Origin of the sequence: Pelotomaculum propionicicum (genome assembly GCF_048984525.1) — a bacterium.
In the GTDB taxonomy this organism is placed as follows: Bacteria; Bacillota; Desulfotomaculia; order Desulfotomaculales; family Pelotomaculaceae; genus Syntrophopropionicum; species Syntrophopropionicum propionicicum_A.
Genome location: NZ_JBMGJC010000002.1, coordinates 68,515 through 92,966, shown reverse-complemented (window position 1 = coordinate 92,966; position 24,452 = coordinate 68,515). Strand labels below are relative to the sequence as shown.

Here is a 24,452-nt window from a genome sequence, read left to right as displayed (position 1 = left end):
TTGCTACCTCCCCGTTTATTTTTATAAAAGCTATTCTTTGTTCTGTTCCAGCCACGTCATGTAACTGTCCAGCTCCCGGTTGACTGCCGCGTCCGCCAGCTTGTTTTCCTCCCGGGGCACGTGTCTCACGGTAAGTTTAAGCCCGGGTGTGATGGCGAGGTCTTCCCATACCCTCTCGGCTATTTCCCGCAGGGTTGGCTCTTTGATTTTATACTGGCGGTTAAATTGGCGGACTACAAGCTCGCTGTCGGCCAGAACCTCCGCAGTCAGTCCATCGTGCTCGCCCGCCAGGTAAACCAAAGCGTTGACCGCTCCTTCCAGGGCGCTCCATTCCGCAAAATTATTAGTCAGCCCCGGTCCGAGGAACTTGCTTTTGGTCGCGATTACTTTGCCTTCTTCATCGGTAATAACCATGGCGGCTGCCGCAGGTCCGGGATTACCCCGGCTGCCGCCGTCTACATTCACTGTAATTTTCAAAATCAACACCCCGCTGCACTAATTTTAGCATATATAAACTTTTACTACCAGTTTATACGTATATTTATATCCAACAGATTACAACTTTACTAATTTGGAATGATAATACAGGATTCAACACGTTATACGTCGAATTTTTAATTAGCTGAACATTTAGGGAGGGTCATTCTATTATTAAAATCGATTTGGAAAACTATAAAGAACTTATTTACAGCCTGGAAGAGATCGTTTATCCGGGACGTATGGAGAGGCTGACCCAAGCAGCCTTAAGCCACCAGAAAAAACTGGCCGAAATGGGCCTTGAGCCGGAACAGCATATTGCCACCCTGGCAGCGGCAATGGCGGGAGAGGCTTTTAGGGAAGCTGTGGCTTTAACCCTGGCAGTCGTGGCGATGTCAAATGAAGAGCCTGAAAAACCGTTAAATCCAAGGGATGCAATCAGGCGTATCAAATAAGCGAGGTGATCAAAATGTCAGAAAGCCTGCAAGATGAAATTTACCTGAAACATGCGAGAGAACTGTACGAGCGCTTGAATTTTATCAAACAGAGCGAGGCTTTTGAAAAAGGCGAGGACCTTTTAACAAGGTTGTCTATTGAAATACTGCAGCAGTCTATCAAAGCCAGTTTCGATATCTGCCAGGAACTATGCAATAAAAAAGATTAGTCTGCAAACCGCATACAGGTTATCTCAAATATTATCAGCAGAGGTTGAAAATCTTGAATAAGCGGATCCTGATCGTAGATGACAGCAGCTTTGCCAGGAGCATGCTCACGGAAATATTTATTAAACATGGTTATGATGTTGTGGGCGAGGCCAGCAGCGGCAGCGAGGCTCTGGAAAAATACGGCCAGCTTAAACCGGACCTGGTTACGATGGATATTGCCATGCCCGGTTTAGATGGAATAATGGCCATAAAAGAAATTATCCACAGTTTTCCCGAAGCAAGAGTTGTAGTTATTAGCTCAATACATAGTAAAGAAATTGTAAAAAAAGCTTTACTGGCAGGTGCGTTTGACTATGTAATCAAGCCATTTACAAAAGAGCGCCTGCTTAAAGCTATTGATAAGGCGCTTTTGCAGGGATAGGGAAAAATATGTAGTATTTTAGTAATTATGAAAAAGTTTTTTGATAATAACACCCAAATGAGCCAACAGGAATTCTCGGGTCTGACTATTTCAGAATTAGAAAAACAACTGATAACGGAAGAGCCCGAAAGCGGAATAAAAAATGTCTTTCACGCCCTGACACGGTGGGGAAGGCTCCTGATCGTGTTTAGCCTGGCTGTAATATTGATATTTGTGGCTTGTTACATACAAAACCTCAAAAAAGAAATCTATGAACTCCGCAGGGAATTAAACGAACGGCCCGGCAATACATCACAAGTTGAGAATATTGAACAGAACCAACCAGTTGAGAAAACTCCTACTGACAGTTCACAAGAAGAAAACGACGGGCAGGGCCAGCCTGTTGAAGAAAGCTCTCCCGACAGCTCGCAAGAAGAAAATGAGGGGCAAGGCCAGCCTGTTGAAGAAAGTTCTCCCGACAGTCCGCAGGAAGAAAATGACGGGCAAGAGCAGTCAACAGAAGAATATCCTCCCGCCCCCTCACAAGGAGAAGTTGACGGGCAGAGCCAGTCAGTTGCAGAAAATCCAGCCGGTTGACCAGAAACAATCGACGAATTTCAACCTGCTAATAAAATATAAGAAAATCCCGATCAGCCTCTGCTTAAAACAGAGGCTGTTTTGTATAAATACCCGTTTCCTATGGCATCCTAATCATTCGGAGGGGTCGTCCATTGATTTTGACATACAAAAAAAACCTGGGGACTTTTGACAGGATGGTCCGGGCAGGTATTGGCCTGTATTTGCTGTGGCTCGTTTTTATTGGTGCAATAGTGGGATGGTGGACTTTAGCGGCTTTTTTGTTCGCTCTTTTTCATCTTGTTGAATCGTTTCTGGGCTATTGAATACTTTATGATCTCATGGGTTGGTCAACTCTGAAGTGATTTAAACGGGAAAAAAACAATACCTTCTGAGCAGGTCTTTCGCCTGCTTTTATTATTTTAGGAAAAAAAGTTAATATATGTGTCGCTATTTGTCAAAAAAATAAAGGATATATTTCATATCATGTCAAAAATTAATAAATTATGTTATACATATAAGTATCTTAATTAATTTTAGACTCAGGATATGCGTCTGATTTTATGGAACAAAGGAGGAATTAACATATGTGCGATTCCAACCCCAAAATAAATACAGATACCAGGGGCCAGGATATATGTGTGGTTAATTTTCAGACTTTGTTTAACACAATTGACGACTTAATGTTCATTACCAATACTCAAGGAAAGATATTACAAATAAATAAGGCGGTGGAAAACCGGCTCGGATTTTCTCTTGAAGAGCTCCAAGGCATTTCTCTGACTGATTTACCTCCCCCGGAACGGAGAGAGGAAGCAGCAGGGATTATATCAGAAATGTTCACAGGCAAGCCGGGCCTTTGCAGCTTGCCCCTGATGTCCAAGGACGGAAGTATCATCCCGGTAGAGACCAGAGTGACACCCGGACAGTGGAACAATCAGGATGTCCTCTTCTGCGTCTCACGGGATTTAACAAGCAGAAAACATTATGAGCGCGCTTTGGAGTTAAGTGAAAGGCGTTACCAGGCCATAGTGGAAGACCAGGTTGAATTGATCTGCCGCTTCCTGCCGGATACCACTCACACCTTTGTTAATCAGGCCTACTGCCGTTATTATGGTAAAAGCCGTGATGATCTGATCGGGGAAAAATTCTTGCCGACAATTTATAAACCCGATCATAAAAAATTTTTAAAACATATCGATTCATTGAGCCGTGCAAATCCCGTATCAACCATCGAACACCGCGTTGTACTGCCCGACAATTCGGTCAGGTGGCAGCAGTGGACTGACCGCGCAATTTATAATGAGCATGGCCTGTTGGTGGAATACCAGTCGGTGGGACGGGATATCACCGAGCAAAAACAGGCGGAAGAAACTCTAAAAGCAGATAGGCACAGGCTTTTCTCGCTGCTTGAAAGGTTGCCTGCCTTTGTTTTGCTCATCGCGCCGGACTATTCCATACACTTTACCAACATCAACTACCGAAAACGTTTTGGTGAGGTTAAAGGGAGGTTGTGTTACGAAGTTTTCAACAACCTGAGCCAGCCCTGCAGTAATTGTCCTACTCAGGCTGTTTATCAGACCGGAACACCTGTGGAATTTGAGTGGGTAAGCCCCGGAGGAGACGCTTACCAGGTTTTCGACTACCCGTTTCATGATATCGACGGGACTCTGCTTGTGCTCGAACTGATGGTGGATATTACTGAGCGTAAACATATGGAAGAGAAGCTGCGCTTATCCGAGGAAAAATTCTTTAAAGCATTCAATTCCAGCCCCGCCCTGATGACTATCCTCGCGCTCAAGGAACTGCGCTGCCATGATATAAACGAAAACTGCCAGAGCTTTACCGGTTACAGACGGGAAGAGATAATAGGCAAATCGATAAAAAACCTTGATATGTTTAACTTAGATTCAATAAATGAAGTTCTCCAGAAGGTGCAAAAGCATGGTAAATGCTGCAATTACGAGCTAACATTCCGCAGAAAGTCTGGTGAGTTTAGAACCGGGCTCTTATCTTTAGAGACATTTTACCTTGACAGTGAGCAGTATGTGCTTTGTGTTCTTAATGACATCACAGATATAAAAAAGATGGAAAAAGAGATGGCCCGCCTGGACCGTTTAAATCTTGTAGGAGAAATGGCTGCTATAATAGCGCATGAGATCAGAAACCCGCTGACCACCGTAAAGGGCTTCCTGCAGCTGTTAAATGGAAAAGACAGGTATGTCCAGGACAAAATGTACCTGGAATTAATGATAGATGAACTGGAAAGGACGAATTTAATAATCACGGAGTTTCTTTCCCTGGCTAAAAACAAGGCAGTGGAATTAAAGAAAGCTAACCTCAACAGTATATTAAAATCCATAATCCCGCTCATTGAAGCTGAAGCCCTGAAGCATAATAAAAAGATTTACCTGGATTTAGGGGACATACCCGACCTGCTTCTTGACAAAAAGGAAATTCATCAAGTAGTGCATAACCTCACCCGCAACGGGCTGGATGCAATGCCGCCTGACAGCACCTTGTTATTAAGGACATATAAAGAAGGTGATGAGGTAATACTGGCGGTACATGACCAGGGCAAGGGAATTGAACCTGATGTGCTTGAAAAACTGGGGACACCGTTTTTTACAACAAAGGAATCCGGCACGGGCCTGGGGCTGGCAGTATGTTACAGCATCGCCGCCAGGCATAATGCCGCAATCGAGATTAAAACAGGCGCGGGTGGAACAACTTTTTACGTAAAGTTTAAGTGTGTTAGTAAAACATAAAAAATCTACGGATATTATCCCGGAGACCTCAACGCTATTTTTTATCTTATTTTTACTCTTATTACTTGCTTGTTTAACCAATCCATATAAATCCAAAATAAAACTGCCTGATCCATATTGTTGTCCATGGCAATTTGGTTAAAGCCATCTCTTACTAGAGGAAAAGCTTCACCAATTGGCAATTTGCGTTCTTTTACCATCAGATCAATCTCGAGGCTGACTTTATCCCTTGTGCCTTGATCTACCTCTCCTACAAAAATAAGAATTTCCTGATTGCTAAGTTTACTATCGGTCACCAATCGTGCTATTTCAGCCATTCTTTCGTTTATTTTTTACGCCCCCTTCAAATATTTCCCTAATACTTCGACAGAAAGATGGTTTGTCCTTTACCAAAATCATGACAGCAGCGACACAATATGATATTCTCAAATTATCCCCATTTAGCAGAATAACCCCCGGGGTCAATCCCCGGAGGCCTTGATATTCCTGGAGCCGATGGGGGGATTCGAACCCCCGGCCTGCGCATTACGAGTGCGCTGCTCTACCCCTGAGCCACATCGGCCAGTTATATATGATATGAAAAAGCACTGTTTATTTTACCTTACCAGGTCTGAAAAGTCAATTAACCCGCTGTCCTTAATAGTCAAAAAACCCCCGGTTATCAAGATGGTGGGAAAGGAAATCTGAGCGCGTCAATAAACCTTTCATAAAAATCAGCTCTTGCAGATAAATCTACATGTTCAGCCTTTTGGCATAAAGCCAGAGCCCGTTTTCTTTCAGTCCTGGAAAGCAGGGAGAGCACGGCTCCTTCCCCGGCGGCATTGCCTATTGGTAAAATGCGGTGGAGGGAAACCGGGGGTAATAGCCCGATGGCCAGCGCGCTGTCTTTTCTGACATGGTTGCCAAAAGCACCGGCCAGAAGGATTTCCGTTATATTTTCCGCGTCAAGCCCCATTTCCCGCAGTAATACCTGGATGCCGGCATGAATTGCCGCCTTGGCCAGTTGCAATTCTTTTATATCCCTTTGTGTAATGACAATATCATAGCCTGTACCTGAAATATCACGCGGCGCAAGTATAAATTCAGTGCAGTCATCTTTTTTTACCAACCTGTTCTGAAGCAGCAGGTTCAGTTTGCACCTGTCTTTTTCAGGATCTGTAAAGCGGCCGGTCTCATCAATTATGCCGGCCTTCAGCATCTCGGCCACGGCGTCAATCAGGCCGGATCCACAGATTCCCCGGGGAGGAAGGCCGCCAATGGTTCCCAGGCGAACGTCATTACTGATAACAACAGATTCTATCGCTCCATCAACCGCCCGCATACCGTGCCTGATATGGGAACCCTCAAAGGCGGGACCGGCTGCTGAAGAGCATATCAGGACCCTGCCCCTGGAAGCCAACACCACTTCACCGTTAGTTCCAATGTCAACCGCCAGACAGGTGCCCTCCCTCTGGTCAATGCGGGCTGCCAACATCATGCCGACGGTGTCAGAGCCCACAAAACCGGCAATATTAGGCAAAACCAGCACCCTGCTTTCAGGCAGCAGGTCCAGTCCCAATTCGGATGAGGGAAGTTCCACGGCACGGTTAAAGGCTGGGATGAAAGGCGCGGGGGCCAGGTTAGCGGGGTCTATGCCCAGGAACAGGTGGCTCATGGTTGTATTCCCCACCACCACTAACTCGTATATTTCCTCTTTATTAACGTCTGTTTCCTGAAGCAGGCAGGATATTATACTGTTAACGGCCCCCAGTACAAGGTCTTGTAATTGTATTAAACCATCATAATTATTTGCGGCATGGTAGATCCGTGAGATTATGTCAGCGCCGTAAACGGACTGGGGATTGGACGACACGGAAACAGCCAGGACTTCCCCACTATCCAGGTCTAGCAGGTAACCTGCCAGTGTTGTTGTTCCAATATCAAGGGCTATACCGTACATGCGCCCGGTGGTGTTGCCGGGTTCCACCGTCACGATAGTGTCACCGGCCAGGACCGCCGTAACCTGAAAACCTGATTCCCTTAAAACCTGCGGCAGGGTGGCCAGAATCCTGCGTCCAACCACAATATTATCTCTTTGGGGAATACAGTTAATCAAACGCTCCAGGTCTGGCGTCCGGTCCTCTAAAGTGGGTGATTCCATACACAGGTAGAATTTTGCTATGGACGGATCAACGTTTAATTTGGAGCTTCGCCATCTTATATCGGTTTTACTCAGGGAATTTTCATTTTGGCCCCATGTCTCGACCACGACATCTTCCTTCACATTATGCCGGCATGCCAATACCCACCCCTGGGCCAACTCGTCAGATGAAAGCAGGTTATTCTCAGCAGACGCCTTTCTCAGCGTATTACCGTTTAAAATTTTAACCTTGCATTTACCGCAAGAGCCTTTACCCCCACAATTCCCTTCAACTGGAATTCCCGCGAGGGCAGCCGCTTGCAATATACTCGTCCCTGCGGGAACCTCTACTTCTTTCTCCTGGGGCTTGAATAAAACCCTGCCTGATGACACCTTTGCCATCCCCTTCAGACTAAGTCTCCGGCATAAAAACCAGCCTTGATTGGAAACGTTTTTCGGTTGTCTTCACTCTAACCTTATAGGATACTTACCATATTCTTTTATATACTGGCCCATAGCCAGGACATTTTGCGGTTTGCAATAATCTGTAAGACTGTTGGCGCTGGATATAATATAACGGCCGCCCGGAGCCACTTGGCTGATCCTGTTCATAACTTCTTTTTTCACATCTTCCAGACTTCCGCGTGTTAAAGTGTGTCGCAGGTCAATATTGCCAAGCAGACAGATTCTGTCGCCATATTTCTGTTTAGTTTTCACAATATCCATACCGGTAGGGTCTATAGGATGCAAACCTTGAAATCCCAGGGGTAAAAGTATGGGTAAAAAAGGTTCAACATTGCCGTCACTGTGATAAACCCACGGTTTATTCATTGCTTTTATTACTTTTAGAACATGGGGCAGGAAGAATTCCTGTAATACCCGGGGGGAAAACAGAGGACCTGTGTTACAGGCCAGATCGTCGGTAACCCAGTAGAAATCGAAATCCAATTCATTGATATGTTCGAGTACTCTCGCTGTCCAGTTTGCGTACAGGTCAGCCACTTCATGTATGAAGTCAGGGTTGTCTACCAGGTTATATGAGAACCTCTCCAGGCCCATACCCAGATAAGTAGGCGCGATACCCAGGCGTATTCTGGCGTAAACAGCATAATCACCCTTATAGGCATTTAGCCACTCCCGTACCCGTTTATAAACCGCGGGCTGATCCGGGTCCGGCAGGATAATATCCTGCAGCCTCTCATTGCTTGTGAGAAGCCCCTGGCCCACCATTTCCACACCGTTAAATGATTCTTTTTTAGCCATCATGGGAGGATAGAAATCGAAATTAACACCGCAAGGGTAAGAAAAGCCAAACCCATCCAGCCCCAGACTATCAGCAAGCTCAGCAGGTGTAAAACTCGAACGGCCCATGATCCTTAGCTGAAAATTGATTTGCACATCATGCTCCAACCAGGGGACTCTGTCAGGTTCACCTTTGCCCAATAAGGCTGTAAGTACCCGTTCCCGCGGTGTTAATTCCAAATTCAACACTCCATAGCTTAAAACAGTAATATTTTAAACCTTAAATAATTATAACACCGGCAACACCATTCTTTATAATCTCGTTATGTTTGTTGAAAACCATAAAGATTCATCCTTTAAAAAAAATTTTTCTCTCTCACTTGTTAACCTATACAAAAAATAAAATATCATCCTGTTGTCTAAGCTAAACTAAATTGTTGCGCGCAGCAAGAAATGAGATCTCACCTTTGTTAGACTTTTTACAAATTAGTGAGATCTCATCGATTTATTTAGCTATGACATTTTCTTATTTTCTTTTATTTTAACAAAACTCTGCCCATGGGAAATTTAATACCGGCGCCTTCCAGGATTAAGCCGCCAGCCATAATGATACCAAAAATTCCGGTTATAAAAAGCCCCCAGGCACTGGTCAAGACCATAAACTTGCTGGCGTAACCCAGGTAAACCAGGGCCAGGGCACAAACACCGATATCTGCTCCAATGAGAGCTATCGTCCCGGCGGCTGGGGAATATTTAAGAAATACCGGAGTGGTAAAAATCAGCATGACGCCCAGGGTTGCCCACTCGTATCCAAGGATGCGCGGGTCAATTACCCAGTTGTATATTGGCGCAAAGTAATTTAAAGCATAGGTTAAACCGTTGGCAAAGCCGAAAAACGAAGCAAAATACAACCAGGTGACCCCTCCCACTACATTTCCCAGTTTAATCAGGCTGATACCCGCTCCCAGGTAGGAAATAGTACAGCCAAAAGACACCAGCGCCATGGGAAGGAGCGCTTTGCTGTCCACAAACCCGCATAAATAGGCCCAGGCCATAAGGCACACTATAGAATTAGCTATCCAGCCGGCAGCTCCGGCGTCGGCAATCTTAATATCAGTATCCGCCAAGCAAATGACCTCCTTTAAAATTTACTGAAAAAAACATTTTCATTTTAGCCTATTATCACCTTAAGCCCGTAAGATTCAATAATATTCTTGCAGTGCTTCATATGTTCCTTGCCGGGTGGTTTAAGCTCCTCCAATTTATATTTTTTACCCAGCCGTTCATATTTAGCGGAGCCCAACCGGTGGTATGGAAGGATCTGGACAAGCTTAACAGAAGGACCCAGCTTGGCGCAATATTCACTTGTGGCCCGGATATTTTCTTCTGAATCGTTATAGCCTGGAATGACAGGTATCCTGATTTGTAGGGCGACCCCTTCTGCCGCCATTTTCCTGGCATTTTCCAGGATTAATTCATTTGGAACGCCGGTTAATTTCTGTGATTGCAGGGTATCCATATGCTTTAAGTCATATAGAACAAGATCTACATATTCCAGGACTTCCCTGTAATGCTCCCATTCGGCGTAGCCGCTCGTATCAAGGCACACATGCAATCCCCTGTTTTTGCATTCCTTTAATAGCGCTTTGACAAACTTGTACTGCGCCATGGGTTCCCCACCGGATACCGTAACCCCTCCGCCTGAGCGCCGGTAAAATAACCTGTCCTTGTCTATTATTTTCATGACTTCATCAACACTGATATCTCTCCCGGTAAGGTATAACGCTTTGGGTGGACAAACCCCGGCGCATAGCCCGCATTTATCGCATTTGTCTCTATTAAGATCAATAACTTGGATTTCTTTCTTTTCAAATTTTGAATAAAATTTACGGCCTTTTGCCAAAGCTCCGGTTGGACAAACTTCCAGGCACTTTCCACAGTTGTCCAAACCAATACATTTTATTTCAAACCACGCTATTTCGTCTTCAAATGCCTGTGAATCCGGGCTGTGGCACCACAAACACGCAAGGGGGCACCCCTTTAAGAAAACCTCTGTTCTGATCCCGGGGCCGTCATGCACCGTGTATCTCTGGATATCGAAGATTTTTCCTGTTCGTACGTTTTCCATTAAAAGGCCTCCCGAATTTTCAGGTATGCTCCGACAAAAACAAGAAAGATGGAGGCCAGCAGCACACCCGGGCTATGAGCCTGGGGTGTACTGCTGGCTGCTGCCCTGAGCGCTTTAGAAAGAGCCGGCCGCAGTACTTGGCCTCACCTTATCTTACCTAGGCCAGTTCAGTAATTTCCGTTCTTTCAATGATATCCTCCTGGAGCGCCGGGTCCAGTCCAACGAAGAGAGCACTGTAACCCGCTACCCGCACCACTAAGCCCCTGTATTTATTCGGGTTTTTCTGGGCGTCCCTAAGTGTTTTTGAGCTCACGACGTTGAATTGTAAATGCAATCCCTTATTATCAAAGAAAGTCTTGATTGCCGACATCAAATTCCTGGTGCCGTTATCACCTTCCACCGCGCTCGGGTGGAACTTTAGATTCAGCAGGGTTCCGTTGGAGTTAATCAGGTGGTCCACTGCGGCAGCGGAATTGAGTGTAGCCGTCGGGCCGTTTTTATCCTTGCCGTGCATGGGAGAAATTCCGTCAGCCAGTGATTCTCCGGCCTTTCTCCCATCTAAAGAGGCGCCCCGCCCGTAGCCCATGGGGATGTTGGCAGATACGGGATAGAGTCCGGGGCTGTATGGCCCCCTCGGCCCGGTACACTCCTCAGTTTGTTTGCAATAAACGCCTGCCGCCCACCTGGCCAGCTCATCGGCGTAAGAGTCGTCGTTGCCGTAGCTGGGGGTACCCGCAATAATCTCGCTGCGCAGAGCTTCTTTACCTTCCCAATTTGACTTCAACGCGCTCAAGAGTTCAGCGCCGCTGTATTTCTGATCATCAAACACAAATTTCTTAATTGCTGAAAGCGCATCAGCCACGTTGCTGACGCCCACTCCCGCGGTACCCGTGGAATTATATTTTGTGCCGCCTGCGCTTACATCAACACCGCGCTCCACACAAGGTTCCATGGCGCAGGACAGGATCGGCAGCGGGACCAGCTGCATATGGGCCAGGTCAACAACATTTGTGATTACAGCAAAATGATCTACAAAGTACTGGGTCTGCTTGACATAAGCTTCCTTAACCTCCTCAAAGGAAGTGAAGCTTGCCAGGTCTCCCGTGGCAGGACCTGCCTGCACGCCGGTCAACAGATTGACCCCATTGTTGATGGCCAGTTCCAAACAAGCGGGCAAACTGAAAAACGGCGCGTCGCCGGTACCGCCGGACCACCCGTATTCATAGCCCTGGCACCCCGGCTCTACACATCCCACAATGGCATAATCGCGCACATCCGCTAACTCTTTGGCCCTGTTTAATAATGCCGGAATGATTACCTCATCATTATAGAATGCCGGCATGCCCAGGCCCTGCTTCTTAACTTCTATTGCCTTGAACCATAACTGTTCCGGTGTCCCGTTCCAGATTCTAACCGAAATGGAGGGCTGGTGCAGTTTGACGTTCATGGACGCATCCAGGCAGATATAAGAGAGTTCGTTGGTTGCATCCCGGCCGTCCCGGGTCTGGCCGCCCACACAGAGGTTCTGGAACATGGGGTAGCCGCCGAAGGCCTTTGTGGCGCCGATGGGACGTATTTTATTGATTTCCGAAAGCTTAATCCACAGGCACTCAATTAATTCCTGGGCGTATTCTTTTGTTATCAGTCCCTCTTTGACATCCTTGGCATAATAGGGATACATGTACTGGTCGAACCTTCCTGGTGATACGGAGTGACCGCTGGATTCAAGCTGGAGCAGCAGCTGTAAAAACCAGAACGACTGGCATGCTTCCCAAAACGTCCTGGCCGGGTTTTCAGGGACCCAGTCACAGTTCCCGGCAATCTGCAGCAGTTCAGTTTTTCTATTTGCGTCTTTTTCCCCAGCTGCCATTTCCCGGGCCATCTTCGCATACCTTTTAGCAAAACCGGCTGCGGCATCACATACCATGATAATGGCATTCCAGAAATGATATTTTTCTATGTCCCTGCCGTCCCTGGGTATGCCAAGCTGCTTCAACTGCTCCAACGCGTCATTTTTAACTCCTGAAAAACCTTTTTCCAAAATGGTTTTATAATTCGGGCTGTAATGTCCTACGCCCGAGATCGCGACTTCCGGAATACCAAAGGTATATACTCCTGAATTTTCAATGGCTTTTTTAGATTCTTCGGGCAGCATCCTCAGAATGATATCGTTGAGTTTTTTCCCATCCCAGTAATCAAAAAGACCTCTGATTGTTTCTTTGGTCTCTTCATCAATTAAAAACCTGTCTGCGTCTCTTTTTTCAAAAGGTTCATTTTCCATCTCTTCAATTATCCAGTTGTAAGAGAACTCGGGAAAAATCGGCGCGGACCTCGCCACTTTGGCCTGGTTGCCGATTACGAGCTCATCATCGGCAATCCAAATAGTCATTTCATTTAACAATTTTTTAAGGGCTTTGGCCCTTCTGATTACCATCGGCTCACCTTCTGTTTCCTGGTAAGACCTGGTAATTATTACTGCACGCTCTGCATCTATGGCCGGAGGCGTAGCTAAATACCTCTCCTGCAGCCTGTGTACTCTTTCCGTAATACCGTTCACAAAGATCCATCTCCTCTCGTTTTTACAATTTTGTTTTGCCAAATTGCCGTGCCGCCGCTGAATTGCACCTGCCTTTCTTAAACGTAGTGCTTTTCTTACATTCTAGAATCGGTAGCCGGTCAAAAGAATTCTAACGTTTTATGATTGCGGGGTTTTCCTTGTCAAAATAAAAAAGTGCCGGATGCTACCATCCGGCACGAGGGTGAATATTTTTACCCGGGTTAATAATTTTGTCTATTTAAAGAAACATGTTCGCCTCCACTTTTTGTCCCGGCGGTAAAACCAAAAATTCAGAGGAATCCCAACTGCCTGTCAACAAACGCTCCAGACGGTCCGTCGCACCCGGTTCCACTGCAAAATCCCATCCCAGGCCGCCAGCGGTTTCACGCGCCAGCTCTATGGTCTTCCTGGTATCTTCCCCGGCGCCCATGGTGTCTATATATATAATCTGCTTATAGTGACGGTACATGGAGTCAAAGATCCAGGCGCCGGTTTGCGGGCCGTGCTTGGCGATTAATTCGCTTCGCTCCTGTAAGGGCGTGCGCCCGTAACGGACCCAACTCGGGGAGAGGAAATAGCTGCCCGCCGCGTCCCGGCCCGTCTGCCGCAGCAGCCGGATGCAGTCATGAAACCTGGGCAGGACCAGTTTCCCCCCCGGGTTGAATAAACCTACAGTAGACCTGGAACAAAGACCGTAAGCCAAAATCACATCGCGGCCACGGCCTTCGCGTAAAATTACCTGCATGAGGGCTTTGTTTAAGTAAGACGGCGATTCATGTAACCCGATGGGATAAAATTTTGTTTCCAAGTAATCCGGGGCCAGTTTATCGATCTCCTCTTTCAGCGATGAGCAGGCCAGGCAGATTTGATCATTCCGTCTAATTATCATTACACGCCTCTTCACAGGTGTTTAATTTAATAAGTGACTTGCGGTATTCACCGGGTGTAATTCCTTTGTGTTTTTTAAATACGCGTGTAAAATACTTGATGTCGTGGTAACCCGCCTTTTTCGCAATACCGGCAATTGATTCATCCGGTTTATTAAGGAGTTGTTCCGCCGCGCGCATTCTCACCTGGGTCACATAGTCAACAAAATTCATCCCAGTTTCAATTTTAAAAATACGGCTAAGATAACTCGGGCTGAGAAAAAACTTGCCGGCCACAGCTTCCAGGTTAAGATCAAGGTAATAGAAGTCATTAATATACCGCTGTATATTACAGATAATACTGTTATTATGCTGTTCTTTGCGTTTGGCAACCGCGGCGGCCATCGATATAATATTTTGTCTGACCCAGGCGCCTAAAAGGTTATTCGTCTGGTATTGCTCCAGTGCATGCCACCAGCGGGCGCCGAGGGGAATACGGGAAGCCCTGGAAGCGACCACCAACAGCTCGATTAAATGATTTCGCATCTGGTCGGGATCTCCGCCTCGCCCAACCTCACTTACAATAGCATCCATAATACCGGTTACGTTACTTATATCTCCCAACTCAATCCTGGCCAAAAGTTCCTTCTCCAGGTGTTTGGGATAGCAGCTTTCTAATTTTATTCCGGCTATTTTGCTGTATGGGATAACCTGGTTATTTCCAAGGGTCAGCCGGTGGTTATTGGCTTTTTTAGCCTGCCGGTATGAATGGTATAGTTCAGCGGGTCCGGAGCATATTTTACCGACACCGATGGTCAGGTGTGCCCATCCGGTCTTCTCAGTAACCGTCCTCAAGCTTTCAGCAACATTTAACATTTTTAAAGCAGGGTTTTTTTCCGCGGGATCAATCCATACCAGAACAGCAAATTCGAGTCCGCCGGCATGGGTCAGCAATATATCATGCGCGCCTAACCGCAGTTTAACAAGGTGGTATATTTCGCCAAGAATACGCTGGATCCTTACTTCCTCTCGGCCACTGTCGAGAATATTTACACTGGCGCATAAAACACCATTAGGAAAGCGCTCAATGCCAAGCACGCGGGCTCTTTCCAGAAGAACTTCCGGTGATTCTTTGCTGCCTTTTAAAATTTCGGAGAAAAAATTCAACCGCAGGGCCGGGATAGTATTTTCCAGTAATTCTGTAATTCGTTTTTGCTCAAGAATTTTATTGTTTTCGCGTTCAATCTCTTCGATAACCTGCCCGATAACCTGTACCAACAACTTCGATTCCACAGGTTTGAGCAGGTAGGCGCTGGCTCCCAGCTGTACGGCTTTCTGGGCGTAATGAAATTCATCATGCGCCGAAATAATGATGAACCTGGTATCCGGCCCGTTCTCCCGTATCTCTTCAATAACTTTTAAGCCGTCCATGCCGGGCATGCGAATATCCATGAGGCAAAGGTCGGGTTTAATAGTGTTGATTAAATTTAGCGCCGCAGGACCGCTTTCAGCTTCCGCGACCTGTTCGACAGCAGGAAAGTACCGGTTAAGCAACCTCCTGATATACATACGTTCTATGCTTTCGTCTTCCGCTATGACTATCTTTATTATGAAAATCACCCCGTGTAAAAATTATGGCAGATAAGAGGTTCAATGAATTTTCGGAAAGTAGAGCTGCACCTTACATCCTTTGCCGACAGTGCTTTTTATCTCCAGGGCGCAGTTTACCCTGAAAAAGGCCTGCATACGCTTTTGAATATTGTTAAGACCGATCCCGGTGGTATGTCCCTTGCCGCTGGGCAGGTTCTCGAGGTTGAAAATCCGGTCTATTTCATCCTGACTCATGCCGATACCATTGTCCTCCACCTCGAAAACAATTCCGCCGTCCTTATCATAGCCGCGCACAGAGATCTGGCCTTTTACTGTAGACGGCTCAATTCCGTGTACAATCGCGTTTTCAACAATTGGCTGCAGAGCAAGGCAGGGAACCCTGGCCCCCAGAATCCCGTCCTGCACGTCAATGTTTACCTCCAGCCTGCCGGCAAAACGTGTCTGCTGTATAAACAGGTAATCTTTTATTGTTTTCATTTCTTCTTCTATGGTTAAGGCCTCTTTAATCCGACGCAGATTATAGCGAAGGACACGGGCGAGACTGTGTACCGTCTTTTCTGTCATTTCCGCTCCTTCTAAAAAAGCCAGTCGCGCAATGGTATTAAGGGTGTTGAAGAGGAAGTGCGGGTTGACCTGGGATTGCAAAGCAAGCAGTTCCGCTTTTCTGAGGGCTTTCTCCAATTCCACCTTGGCTTTTAAGGCATGCGCCAAAAAAAGCTGTTGTTCCCTGACCTTAATCTCTTTCTGATTAGAGTAAGCCATTTTAATAACATAGTCAGCCAAAAGTTTAAGGAGTCCCCGGGTGGACTCTACCTGTTCTTTATCGAAAACCTTTATGCCGTAATGGTGAAGGTGCCAGGGTTGCTCATCCGGATCTTTCGCCAGGTAAAAGTGCCCGCAGAGAATACTGCCTACCCGCTGGTTCTCATGGAAAAGGGAAGTGGTTATTTCCACCAGGCCGGCGGGGCAAAAATAAGCGAACGGTTCGTCTGAGGGTGAGGTCCTGTTTAGTAATGGCGTTTTTTTAAGCTGGTTTAAAATATTCTCTTTATTTGGCCGTATACAACCAGTACAGTGCTCCAAAAATTCATCCATCAGTTCAGGCGGCCCGATATGTTGATTTTTTTCATCTAAAAAAACGACGCGCAGGCCTGTCGCTTCAGTAAAATTTCTGCTCACCTGCTGCAATTCCTCACTGTCCAGCCATGCGCCCAATGTAAATGTTGTGGGGTTGAGAGATTGACGGACACTGAGTTCTTTTATATCTTTGGAGAGAACCCGGGCGGCCGTGGAAGCATCCGAAAAATAATAGTCAGCGCCAATTTCCTTGGCGAAATCCTCGGTTACAGGACTCCCCCCTACAGCTATCAGCACCTTGTCGCGCAGACCTGCTTCTTTTATAACGTTTACTGTTTCGGCCATGCGGACCATGGTTACCGTAAGAAGCGCAGAAATCCCCACGACTCTGGGTTTATACTGCTGGATTGCCTCAACAAACCGCTCATGGGATACATCAACCCCAAGGTCAATGACCCTGAAACCGGACCCTCTTAACATTAAGGCTAATAAATTTTTACCTATATCGTGTATGTCTCCCTCGACAGTGCCCAGCACGATTACCTCTTGTTCCTCCTCCAACGGCTGGCGAAACATAGGTTTTAAGATATCGATCCCCCACTGGATGGCCCGGGCTGAGATCAACACGTCTGCAACAAAAAACGAATGTCCGGAAAAATTTTTGGATACTGTTTCCATAGCCGGCAGGAGGACATTATTGAGGAGATCTTCAGGGCTGTGGCCGTCTCCGAGGGCTTTAAGGATGGAACTCTGCACGTCATCCAGTTTACCTTTTAATATAGACTGGATAATTGCTTCATCATATTGCATGCCGGTTATTATCCTCCTTTAGGATTATGACTGTCTCAAATGCGAAAAAAAAAGGAGTCAACGGTTCAGGTAATAGAAGTATGAATTCCCGTGCAAAGGATTTCATTTTATGCTGAGGTTAAAGCAATTTTATATATAATCACTAGTAAGTCAATTATACAGATAAACTGTGACAACAGCAAACTAACCTGACATCTTTGCCTGGTCGGAAGAAACACGGGATTGTCGTGAATTTTTACTATTGGTTGAGTTGAAATTATATCTGATAAATTAGATCCGGAATTAATTATTCTAATATCCCCCGGTTGTTCATAGTATGTCCTGAAGAATGAACCAACGCCGGGGGTGATTTATATTTTTAAGGTTAAAATTTATCTTGCCGCGTTAACATTGGGCTTACTGTTTATACTTTTCTTCCCGCAGCTTGCTCTCACTGATTACAGATTATTGATTAACAAGAGCACCAACCAGCTGGCGTTTTTCGAGGACGGCTTTCTCCTCGACGTATTTCCTGTCGCTACCGGCCGCCTGCCGCACTATACGCCGGAGGGGAACTGGCAGGTGGTAAACAAGCTTGTCTACCCCTCGTGGCGGCATCCTGACGGCGGGCCGCTGATACCGGGCGGCGTTCCAGAAAACCCGCTCGGCCCGCGCTGGCTGGGGCTGAACGCCCTGGGCACCGCCGGCAGCAGCTACGGTGTGCACGGCAACAACAACCTTTATTCTATTGGGACTCACGCCTCATCCGGCTGCATCAGGATGCACAATGAGGACATCCTCTGGCTTTATGATCGTGTTTCGGTCGGCACGGAAGTCCAGATTATCAGCAGCGGGCAGGACCTGTTGTCTTTAAAAAAATATGACCATGTAGCCGTTAACGGCGTGGAGCAGGAATTTGCCAGGCACCTGGGCCCGGTACAGGCGGGAGAAGTAACCTACCTGCCCCTGCGGCCCCTGTCTGCGGCACTCGGCTGCCGGCTGACCTGGGACGGCAGTACCAATTCCCTCCTCGCTGCCAATATAGACCGGGAGGTGCAGCTTACAATAGGGAGCAAAAAGGTCACTGCCAATAACGTGACCGTTCAAACCGGTGACGCCCCCTTACTGCTTGAAAACACTATATACATCCCTGATTACTACCTGAAGAATTTTTTTGGAGCTGATTTCCTGGGTGAGGACAACAGGGTGCTGAATATAAAAGCCCCCGTCGATCCATATGGGGGCATGCTGGTTAAATATCACCTTAACGTATTGATTAACGGGAAAACGATAGATTTACCAGAGTCCCTGACACCGCTCAGCGACGGCGAAAACCTGCTGCTCCCGCTGAGGCCGTTATGCGCCGCTGCCGGCGCGTCGGCAGGCTGGAATAAAGACACTGAATCTGTTGAGATTAAAACGGGAGGAAGGCTGTTGTCGATACCGCTGAACGGCTCTGCCGCCCGGCTTGACAATACTGTTTTGGACCAGAAGGCACATATCTTTGCCCGTGACGGGGCCTCTTTTGTCAGCCTGGCTTTTCTGCAGGATGTGCTCGGCTTTGACGCTGAGTTGGACTACGACGCCCGCACTTTAAAAATTTCGAGTAAAAAAAAGGCCCGTATTGCCGTCCGGGTCCTGCCGCCGGTCCAGCTGTCATTCAAAATGGCATGATATTATATTTCACACTTGTCCCACTGTCTTTCTCTGTCATCAGCAATAACAGAGATATGGGCGTATGAAATTTCATTAAATTTTTCTTTTACCATCTTCTTGACACAAAAGCCGATGTCGTCGCAATCAACCAGGTTTATCCTCTCGTCTGCTTCCACGACCATCTCCAGCAGGTAGCTGTTCGGCCCCACACACATTGAGCGGACATTGTGTATATCGATAATTCCGGGGATGGTCATTACAAAATCACCAATTTCTCTGATCAGTCCGGAGTCGGCGGATTCGCCCAGGATCGCCGAGGCGTTTTCCTTGGCGGTGCCAAAACCGATAAAGAACAGCAAAATACCTATAATTATAGAGGCAACCCCGTCAAAAACAATGTTACCCGTGTAATGGACGATCAGGATTGCCGCGCCCGCTACTACCAACCCGAACAGCGCGGCCGTGTCCTCCAGGAAAATAAACCGGGTGGCCGGGGTGGACCTGGCCAGGACGGGGACAACACTGAAAATCGTTTTTAACCCTCGCGCCTCTATCCCGGTCTCATGCACAATCGCCCGCACGGCCATGGAAAAAGAATAGCACTCAAACAAAATACTGAGCGTTATCACGATCAGGTTAAGCTGCACGTGCCCGATGTGTTCCGGGTGCATGATCTTGAGCACGCCCCCGTAAATAGAAAGCGCTCCCCCAATAAACAGCATGCCCAGGCTTGCTATAAAGCTCCAGAAAAAGACTCGCTTGCCGTGGCCGAACTGGTAGCGGTCATCACTGGGCCGGTCTGCCTGCTTGATCCCGATTAATAGAAAAAAGCCGTTTGCCCAGTCACCCAGTGAGTGTTTAAATTCAGCCATCATCGAAGCGCTGCCGCTCAAGATTGCCGAGACCAGCTTCATAGCGGCAATCAGCCCGTTGGCCACCAGGGCGGCCTTTATTGCTGATTCACTGTTGTGAGCCATAATTTACCTCCTGTGTAAAACCCAAAAGCGCCCTGCCGCTTGAGCAAGCATTCTTAGTTCAGCCGGCAGCCCGGGAGCTTCGTGATTGCATTAACAAAATACATATTAACAAAGAAATGTAAAATGGACAAGTTCTCTCACCCTGGTAACGGCTTGCGCTTACAAAAGAATTTTCAGCCCTTATTCAACTAAAATACCGTGATTTTATTTTCCCCCGGTACTAAATCTTTATCGGGCAAATGTGTAATTCTTTATCATGCTAAAAAAATTTCTTAAATATATTATTGCGATCAGCATCATATACTTTTACAAAGCAATATCAGGAAATTTATGTTAGAAAGGAGCGCGTATTCAATGGCTAAACCCAGTCAGACCGCTCGCTTTATCACCTCGCAGGATGATAAGGTTGGGTCAATCTCTATCGGAAAATACCTGGCGATACTGTCCACACATCCGCCCGGCCTGTTGAGAGAACGGCATACACACGACGAAACGCACCTTATTATAGTCAGGTCGGGGAAGATGAGTTTCAAAGTTGACGGCCATGTCCAGGAAGTCGGTCCCGGAGATATAGTGCTCATACCTCCGGGCGTTCACCATAGCTCCGAAGTCCTATGCGAAAGCCCCTCGTCTGTGATGTGCCTGGTATTGATATAAGCACAAAAAAAAGCTGGGTTATGAAATTCTCCCAGCTTTTTTAATGCCGCATACGCTTTAGAAATTAAACACCTCGTCAATTTCCTCATCCGTGAAATCCCAGGTGGTATTGTGGGGCGGGCACTCCTCTTGGAAATACTCCGGCAGGCGGTCATGGGCCCTGGTGAATCCCGCCTTTTCGTTAAAACCGCGCTCCGCTTTCAGGATAGCCTGGCCGAGGGCGGTAACGTCGTCCGCGGTAAGAGACAGGCCGTACTGAGCGTTAATCATGTCGATCAGGGCGTTGAATCCATCAGGAATATCAAGTATAGCGAATGCTATAAACAGGCACATGCCTGTGCTGTCCACGGCGGCAGTCGCTATCTGCAGGTTGCGGGACAGCTCCACCTGGCCTTCTTTCTTTAAAGGCTCAACAAACCCACCTACTTTAAGGATGTTGGTAGCCACAGCATAACCCGCGGTATGGTCTGCGCCCATAGGCGATGTGGCGTAGGTCAGGCCGACTCCTTTAACCGCGCGCGGGTCATAGGCGGGGATGGCCTGGTTCTTCACAACAGGCACCCTGGTCAAGCCGAAGACTTTGCCGGTAACCGCGGCGCCGCTGCCGATAATCCTGCCCAGCGGGGTCCCTTTGCCGATCTGCTCAACCAGGTCAAGCGCCGCTTTGCCGTCACCCCACGGTATGACGCCGGCGTCCATCGCCACAGCGATGGTAGCGCCTGTTTCGATGCTGTCGATACCGGCGTTATCCATGGCACGGTCAATATAAGCGATATCGTCCAGGTTTTTTATGCACGCGTCAGCCCCAAGGCTCCAGATAGTTTCATATTCAAAGCCGCTGGTAAGATATTGGCCCGCCTTATCGTAATACTGCTGGGAGCAGCGGATAACACAACCTGTATGGCAGTTGTGAGTAGGCTTGCCGCCGCGCTCTTTAATTGTGGCGGCCATTGTTTCGCCGCCGATATCGTTGGCCCACTCGTTGCGCCCGCGGCGGAAATTCTGCGTGGGCAGACCTCCGGCTTCATTCAGGATGTTCACTAAAATATCAGTGCCGTACGCGGGCAGGCCCTGCCCGGTAACCGGGTGGTCCAGCAGGGCTTTGGCAAACCTTTTGGCAGCGGTGTTAAAGGCATCCGCATCCGCGATAGGCACGCCTGGAGCACCGTTATCGTCCACAACAACAGCTTTCACTTTTTTGGAGCCCAGCACCGCGCCAAGGCCGCCGCGTCCGGCGCTGCGTATGTTTCCGTCAGGGTCCTTGATGGAGATATTGGCCGCGGCCAGCCTCATTTCTCCTGCCGGGCCCGCTATGGCGATGCCCACCTTCTCGCCGTATTTGGAACTGAGGCCCTTAATCGCCTCGTAATTTCCTTTGCCTATGATTTCCCGGGGCGCCTCTTCTATAGTAACGCCACTCGCATTCACATTGATCACATAGAGATTGTCTTCATCCGGCATACCTTCAATAACAAGCGCCTTAACGCCGAGCCTGGCCAGCTTCTGTGAGAATGAACCGCCGGCGTTGCTTTCTTTGATCCCTCCGGTCAGGGGGCTTTTGGCGCCCACTGAGATACGCCCGGAATTAGGCGCGGAAGTGCCGCTGAGCAGGCCCGGGGCAAAAACGATTTTGTTGTTCTTCCCTAAAGGGTGGCAGGTCGGCTTTACTTCATCTGCCACAATCATGGAGGTGAGACCGCGGCCTCCTAATCCCGCGTATTTCTCGGGAACTTCCTCAACCTTGACTTTTTTCGCTGTCATGTCCACGCGGATGAACTTCATTTTAAACCCCTCCTTTATTTGAAAACATAAAAAAAGGAAGAGGACACCCTCTTCCTTTGCGCGCCGGCAGGTATGGCAATTGCTCGTCATACCCTCTCGTTTGTCACATCCCATTAGGACGTAACAAATCGGAAGCATCTTAGATTTAATATACTATAAATACCAGATTAAAAGAAGATATATTTTTGAACATTTTTAATATATTTTATTTTATCTTTATTATGAATATTGCGACATATTACGACAATATACGACATTGAACAGGGGGAAACAACAGGGGACGTTCTTTTTGTTTGCTTTTCTCTTGTTATTAGCAAACGGCCAAAATATGAGGGGCTCCCCAATTTTCTATTCGAACTGGTAAAAGGACCCATATAAATGAAGGGGAACCGCGTCAACGGTCCCCCTTCATTTATATGCCTTGGGCTTTATTACATCATGCCGCCCATACCGCCCATGCCGCCCATTCCACCCATGCCGCCCATGCCGCCCATGGGGTTGTCCTTGTCAACTTTTTCAGCGACAAGGGTTTCGGTGGTCAGGATCATGGCCGCGATGCTGGACGCGTTTTCCAGCGCGGAGCGGGTAACTTTGGCCGGGTCGACGATGCCGGCGTCGATCATGTTGACAAACTCTGTGGTCAGGGCGTTAAAGCCAAACCCGAGTTCAGCGTTCTTGACTTTTTCCACTATGACCGAGCCCTCAAAGCCGGCGTTGCTGGAGATCTGGCGCAGGGGTTCTTCCAGCGCCCGGCGCACTATATCAATGCCGGTTTTCTCATCGAGAGTACCGGCTTCCAGGCCGTCCAGGGACTTGATCGCACCAATGTAGGCTACACCGCCGCCCGGCACGATGCCTTCTTCAACAGCTGCGCGGGTAGCGTTCAATGCGTCTTCGATGCGCAGCTTCTTGTCCTTCATTTCAGTTTCAGTGGCGGCGCCCACCTGGACCACTGCCACGCCGCCGGCCAGCTTGGCCAGGCGCTCCTGGAGCTTCTCCTTGTCGAACTCAGATGTGGAATCTTCAATTTGGTTCTTGATCTGGACCACACGCTTGGTAATTTCGTCAGCGTCGCCCGCGCCGCCCACTATAATGGTCTCTTCCTTCTTGATCCTTACTTTGCTGGCCCGGCCAAGCATGTCGATGGTAGCCTTATCCAGCTTCAAGCCCATTTCCTCGGTAATAACAGTACCGCCGGTCAGGGTGGCGATGTCCTGCAGCATGGCTTTACGCCTGTCGCCAAAACCCGGCGCTTTGACCGCGACGCACTGGAAGGTGCCGCGCAGTTTGTTGAGCACCAGGGTAGCCAGAGCCTCGCCCTCAACATCCTCAGCGATGATCAGCAGCGGCTTGCCGGACTGCACAACTTTTTCAAGTACCGGCAGCAGGTCAGCCACAGCGGACACCTTTTTATCAGTCATCAGGATATAGGGGTCGTCCAGGTTCGCTTCCATTTTATCAGTGTCGGTAACCATGTACGCGGATAAATAACCCCGGTCAAAGTTCATCCCTTCAACAATTTCCAGGTTGGTGGTGGTGCCTTTTGACTCTTCCACGGTGATAACGCCGTCTTTGCCTACCTTCTCCATCGCGTCTGCAATCAGGTTGCCTATATACTCATCGTTGGCTGAAATAGTTGCGACCTGGGTGATGGCCGACTTGTTTTCAATGGTCTTGGCTGAACTCTTAATAGAGCTGACCACTTTTTCAACGGCTTTTTCTATGCCCCTCTTGACAATCATGGGGTTGGCCCCGGCAGCCACGTTCCTCAACCCTTCACGTACGATAGCCTGGGCCAGTACGCAGGCCGTAGTGGTACCGTCGCCGGCCACGTCGTTGGTCTTTGTGGCGACTTCTTTAACCAGCTGGGCGCCCATGTTTTCAAACGGATCGGGAAGTTCGATTTCCCTGGCAATGGTAACACCGTCATTGACGATCATCGGTGAACCGAATTTCTTCTCAAGCACTACGTTGCGGCCTTTGGGGCCGAGGGTTACCTTTACCGCGTCAGCCAGCGCGTTTACTCCCTTTTCAAGGGAACGCCGGGCATCTTCCCGGAAAATAATCTCTTTTCCTGCCAATTTTCTTACCTCCTCTTTTTACCT

The 24,452-nt window shown here is 47.9% G+C and carries 21 protein-coding genes and 1 tRNA gene; 8 read left to right on the top strand and 14 right to left on the bottom strand.

From position 1 onward, the window contains the following. Positions 1-30: 30 nt before the first annotated feature. Entirely contained in the window at positions 31-477 is a 447-nt protein-coding gene (locus ACOBQJ_RS02875) for a ribonuclease HI family protein (RefSeq protein WP_421070220.1), read from the bottom strand. A gap of 185 nt (positions 478-662) precedes the next feature. On the opposite strand from ACOBQJ_RS02875, the gene ACOBQJ_RS02870 reads away from it, so the two are divergent. The 6 genes from ACOBQJ_RS02870 to ACOBQJ_RS02845 all read left to right on the top strand — a co-directional run bounded on the left by ACOBQJ_RS02870 (position 663) and on the right by ACOBQJ_RS02845 (position 4,886). Continuing rightward, positions 663-932: a hypothetical protein gene (locus ACOBQJ_RS02870; protein WP_421070219.1), complete on the top strand. Its 270-nt coding sequence runs from the start codon at positions 663-665 to the stop codon at positions 930-932. 14 nt (positions 933-946) lie between these two features. After that, positions 947-1,141 carry a hypothetical protein gene (locus ACOBQJ_RS02865; protein WP_421070218.1) on the top strand — a complete coding sequence of 65 codons (195 nt, stop codon included), beginning with the start codon at positions 947-949 and terminating at the stop codon, positions 1,139-1,141. Between the two features lie 53 nt (positions 1,142-1,194). After that, positions 1,195-1,563 (top strand): response regulator, encoded by a 369-nt coding sequence (locus ACOBQJ_RS02860; RefSeq protein ID WP_421070217.1) that lies wholly within the window; start codon positions 1,195-1,197, stop codon positions 1,561-1,563. A 27-nt stretch (positions 1,564-1,590) separates the two neighbouring features. Then, positions 1,591-2,139: a hypothetical protein gene (locus ACOBQJ_RS02855; protein WP_421070216.1), complete on the top strand. Its 549-nt coding sequence runs from the start codon at positions 1,591-1,593 to the stop codon at positions 2,137-2,139. A gap of 134 nt (positions 2,140-2,273) precedes the next feature. After that, positions 2,274-2,444, top strand: a complete 171-nt coding sequence (locus ACOBQJ_RS02850; RefSeq protein WP_421070215.1) for a YgaP-like transmembrane domain — start codon at positions 2,274-2,276, stop codon at positions 2,442-2,444. A 261-nt stretch (positions 2,445-2,705) separates the two neighbouring features. Further along, on the top strand, positions 2,706-4,886 hold the full coding sequence (locus ACOBQJ_RS02845) for a PAS domain S-box protein (RefSeq protein WP_421070214.1): 2,181 nt from the start codon (positions 2,706-2,708) through the stop codon (positions 4,884-4,886). Positions 4,887-4,927: 41 nt separating this feature from the next. On the opposite strand, the gene ACOBQJ_RS02840 is transcribed toward ACOBQJ_RS02845, so the two are convergent. The 10 genes from ACOBQJ_RS02840 to ACOBQJ_RS02795 all read right to left on the bottom strand — a co-directional run bounded on the left by ACOBQJ_RS02840 (position 4,928) and on the right by ACOBQJ_RS02795 (position 17,296). Beyond that, positions 4,928-5,203 carry a hypothetical protein gene (locus ACOBQJ_RS02840; RefSeq protein ID WP_421070213.1) on the bottom strand — a complete coding sequence of 92 codons (276 nt, stop codon included), beginning with the start codon at positions 5,201-5,203 and terminating at the stop codon, positions 4,928-4,930. Between the two features lie 170 nt (positions 5,204-5,373). Further along, a tRNA-Thr gene (locus tag ACOBQJ_RS02835) sits at positions 5,374-5,448 on the bottom strand. A gap of 99 nt (positions 5,449-5,547) precedes the next feature. Continuing rightward, positions 5,548-7,398 carry an ASKHA domain-containing protein gene (locus tag ACOBQJ_RS02830; RefSeq protein WP_421070212.1) on the bottom strand — a complete coding sequence of 617 codons (1,851 nt, stop codon included), beginning with the start codon at positions 7,396-7,398 and terminating at the stop codon, positions 5,548-5,550. A gap of 72 nt (positions 7,399-7,470) precedes the next feature. After that, positions 7,471-8,487, bottom strand: coding sequence for a uroporphyrinogen decarboxylase family protein (locus ACOBQJ_RS02825; protein WP_421070211.1), 1,017 nt, complete (start codon positions 8,485-8,487; stop codon positions 7,471-7,473). 296 nt (positions 8,488-8,783) lie between these two features. Continuing rightward, positions 8,784-9,374 (bottom strand): hypothetical protein, encoded by a 591-nt coding sequence (locus tag ACOBQJ_RS02820; protein WP_421070210.1) that lies wholly within the window; start codon positions 9,372-9,374, stop codon positions 8,784-8,786. Positions 9,375-9,418: 44 nt separating this feature from the next. Further along, positions 9,419-10,375: a glycyl-radical enzyme activating protein gene (locus ACOBQJ_RS02815; protein WP_421070209.1), complete on the bottom strand. Its 957-nt coding sequence runs from the start codon at positions 10,373-10,375 to the stop codon at positions 9,419-9,421. A gap of 157 nt (positions 10,376-10,532) precedes the next feature. Then, positions 10,533-12,932, bottom strand: coding sequence for a glycyl radical protein (locus ACOBQJ_RS02810; protein ID WP_421070208.1), 2,400 nt, complete (start codon positions 12,930-12,932; stop codon positions 10,533-10,535). Positions 12,933-13,170: 238 nt separating this feature from the next. Further along, positions 13,171-13,821 carry a DUF1638 domain-containing protein gene (locus ACOBQJ_RS02805; RefSeq protein ID WP_421070207.1) on the bottom strand — a complete coding sequence of 217 codons (651 nt, stop codon included), beginning with the start codon at positions 13,819-13,821 and terminating at the stop codon, positions 13,171-13,173. Continuing rightward, on the bottom strand, positions 13,811-15,418 hold the full coding sequence (locus tag ACOBQJ_RS02800; protein ID WP_421070206.1) for a response regulator: 1,608 nt from the start codon (positions 15,416-15,418) through the stop codon (positions 13,811-13,813). The genes ACOBQJ_RS02805 and ACOBQJ_RS02800 overlap by 11 nt, the downstream gene beginning before the upstream one ends. Before the next feature lie 30 nt (positions 15,419-15,448). Beyond that, positions 15,449-17,296 (bottom strand): cobalamin-dependent protein, encoded by a 1,848-nt coding sequence (locus tag ACOBQJ_RS02795; protein ID WP_421070205.1) that lies wholly within the window; start codon positions 17,294-17,296, stop codon positions 15,449-15,451. A 447-nt stretch (positions 17,297-17,743) separates the two neighbouring features. Here ACOBQJ_RS02795 and ACOBQJ_RS02790 point away from each other — a divergent pair, with 447 nt between their 5' ends. Next, a complete protein-coding gene (locus ACOBQJ_RS02790) occupies positions 17,744-18,949 on the top strand; it encodes a L,D-transpeptidase family protein (protein ID WP_421070204.1) in 1,206 nt (401 codons plus the stop codon). 2 nt (positions 18,950-18,951) lie between these two features. Here ACOBQJ_RS02790 and ACOBQJ_RS02785 read toward each other — a convergent pair whose 3' ends face one another. Then, positions 18,952-19,908 (bottom strand): cation diffusion facilitator family transporter, encoded by a 957-nt coding sequence (locus tag ACOBQJ_RS02785; RefSeq protein WP_421070203.1) that lies wholly within the window; start codon positions 19,906-19,908, stop codon positions 18,952-18,954. 354 nt (positions 19,909-20,262) lie between these two features. On the opposite strand from ACOBQJ_RS02785, the gene ACOBQJ_RS02780 reads away from it, so the two are divergent. Then, the gene (locus ACOBQJ_RS02780; protein WP_421070202.1) at positions 20,263-20,565 is read left to right on the top strand and encodes a cupin domain-containing protein; all 303 of its coding nucleotides are present in this window, start codon (positions 20,263-20,265) and stop codon (positions 20,563-20,565) included. A 57-nt stretch (positions 20,566-20,622) separates the two neighbouring features. Here ACOBQJ_RS02780 and ACOBQJ_RS02775 read toward each other — a convergent pair whose 3' ends face one another. Beyond that, the gene (locus tag ACOBQJ_RS02775; RefSeq protein ID WP_421070201.1) at positions 20,623-22,347 is read right to left on the bottom strand and encodes an aldehyde ferredoxin oxidoreductase family protein; all 1,725 of its coding nucleotides are present in this window, start codon (positions 22,345-22,347) and stop codon (positions 20,623-20,625) included. A 431-nt stretch (positions 22,348-22,778) separates the two neighbouring features. Continuing rightward, on the bottom strand, positions 22,779-24,428 hold the full coding sequence (gene groL, locus ACOBQJ_RS02770) for a chaperonin GroEL (protein ID WP_421070200.1): 1,650 nt from the start codon (positions 24,426-24,428) through the stop codon (positions 22,779-22,781). Positions 24,429-24,452 lie beyond the last annotated feature (24 nt).

Coding starts and splice junctions, on each gene's coding strand:
- ACOBQJ_RS02815 (WP_421070209.1), bottom strand. CDS start 10,375: ATGGAAAACGTACGAACAGGAAAAATCTTCGATATCCAGAGATACACG.
- ACOBQJ_RS02780 (WP_421070202.1), top strand. CDS start 20,263: ATGGCTAAACCCAGTCAGACCGCTCGCTTTATCACCTCGCAGGATGAT.
- ACOBQJ_RS02865 (WP_421070218.1), top strand. CDS start 947: ATGTCAGAAAGCCTGCAAGATGAAATTTACCTGAAACATGCGAGAGAA.
- ACOBQJ_RS02855 (WP_421070216.1), top strand. CDS start 1,591: ATGAAAAAGTTTTTTGATAATAACACCCAAATGAGCCAACAGGAATTC.
- ACOBQJ_RS02795 (WP_421070205.1), bottom strand. CDS start 17,296: ATGCAATATGATGAAGCAATTATCCAGTCTATATTAAAAGGTAAACTG.
- ACOBQJ_RS02805 (WP_421070207.1), bottom strand. CDS start 13,821: ATGATAATTAGACGGAATGATCAAATCTGCCTGGCCTGCTCATCGCTG.
- ACOBQJ_RS02775 (WP_421070201.1), bottom strand. CDS start 22,347: ATGAAGTTCATCCGCGTGGACATGACAGCGAAAAAAGTCAAGGTTGAG.
- ACOBQJ_RS02785 (WP_421070203.1), bottom strand. CDS start 19,908: ATGGCTCACAACAGTGAATCAGCAATAAAGGCCGCCCTGGTGGCCAAC.
- ACOBQJ_RS02840 (WP_421070213.1), bottom strand. CDS start 5,203: ATGGCTGAAATAGCACGATTGGTGACCGATAGTAAACTTAGCAATCAG.
- ACOBQJ_RS02845 (WP_421070214.1), top strand. CDS start 2,706: ATGTGCGATTCCAACCCCAAAATAAATACAGATACCAGGGGCCAGGAT.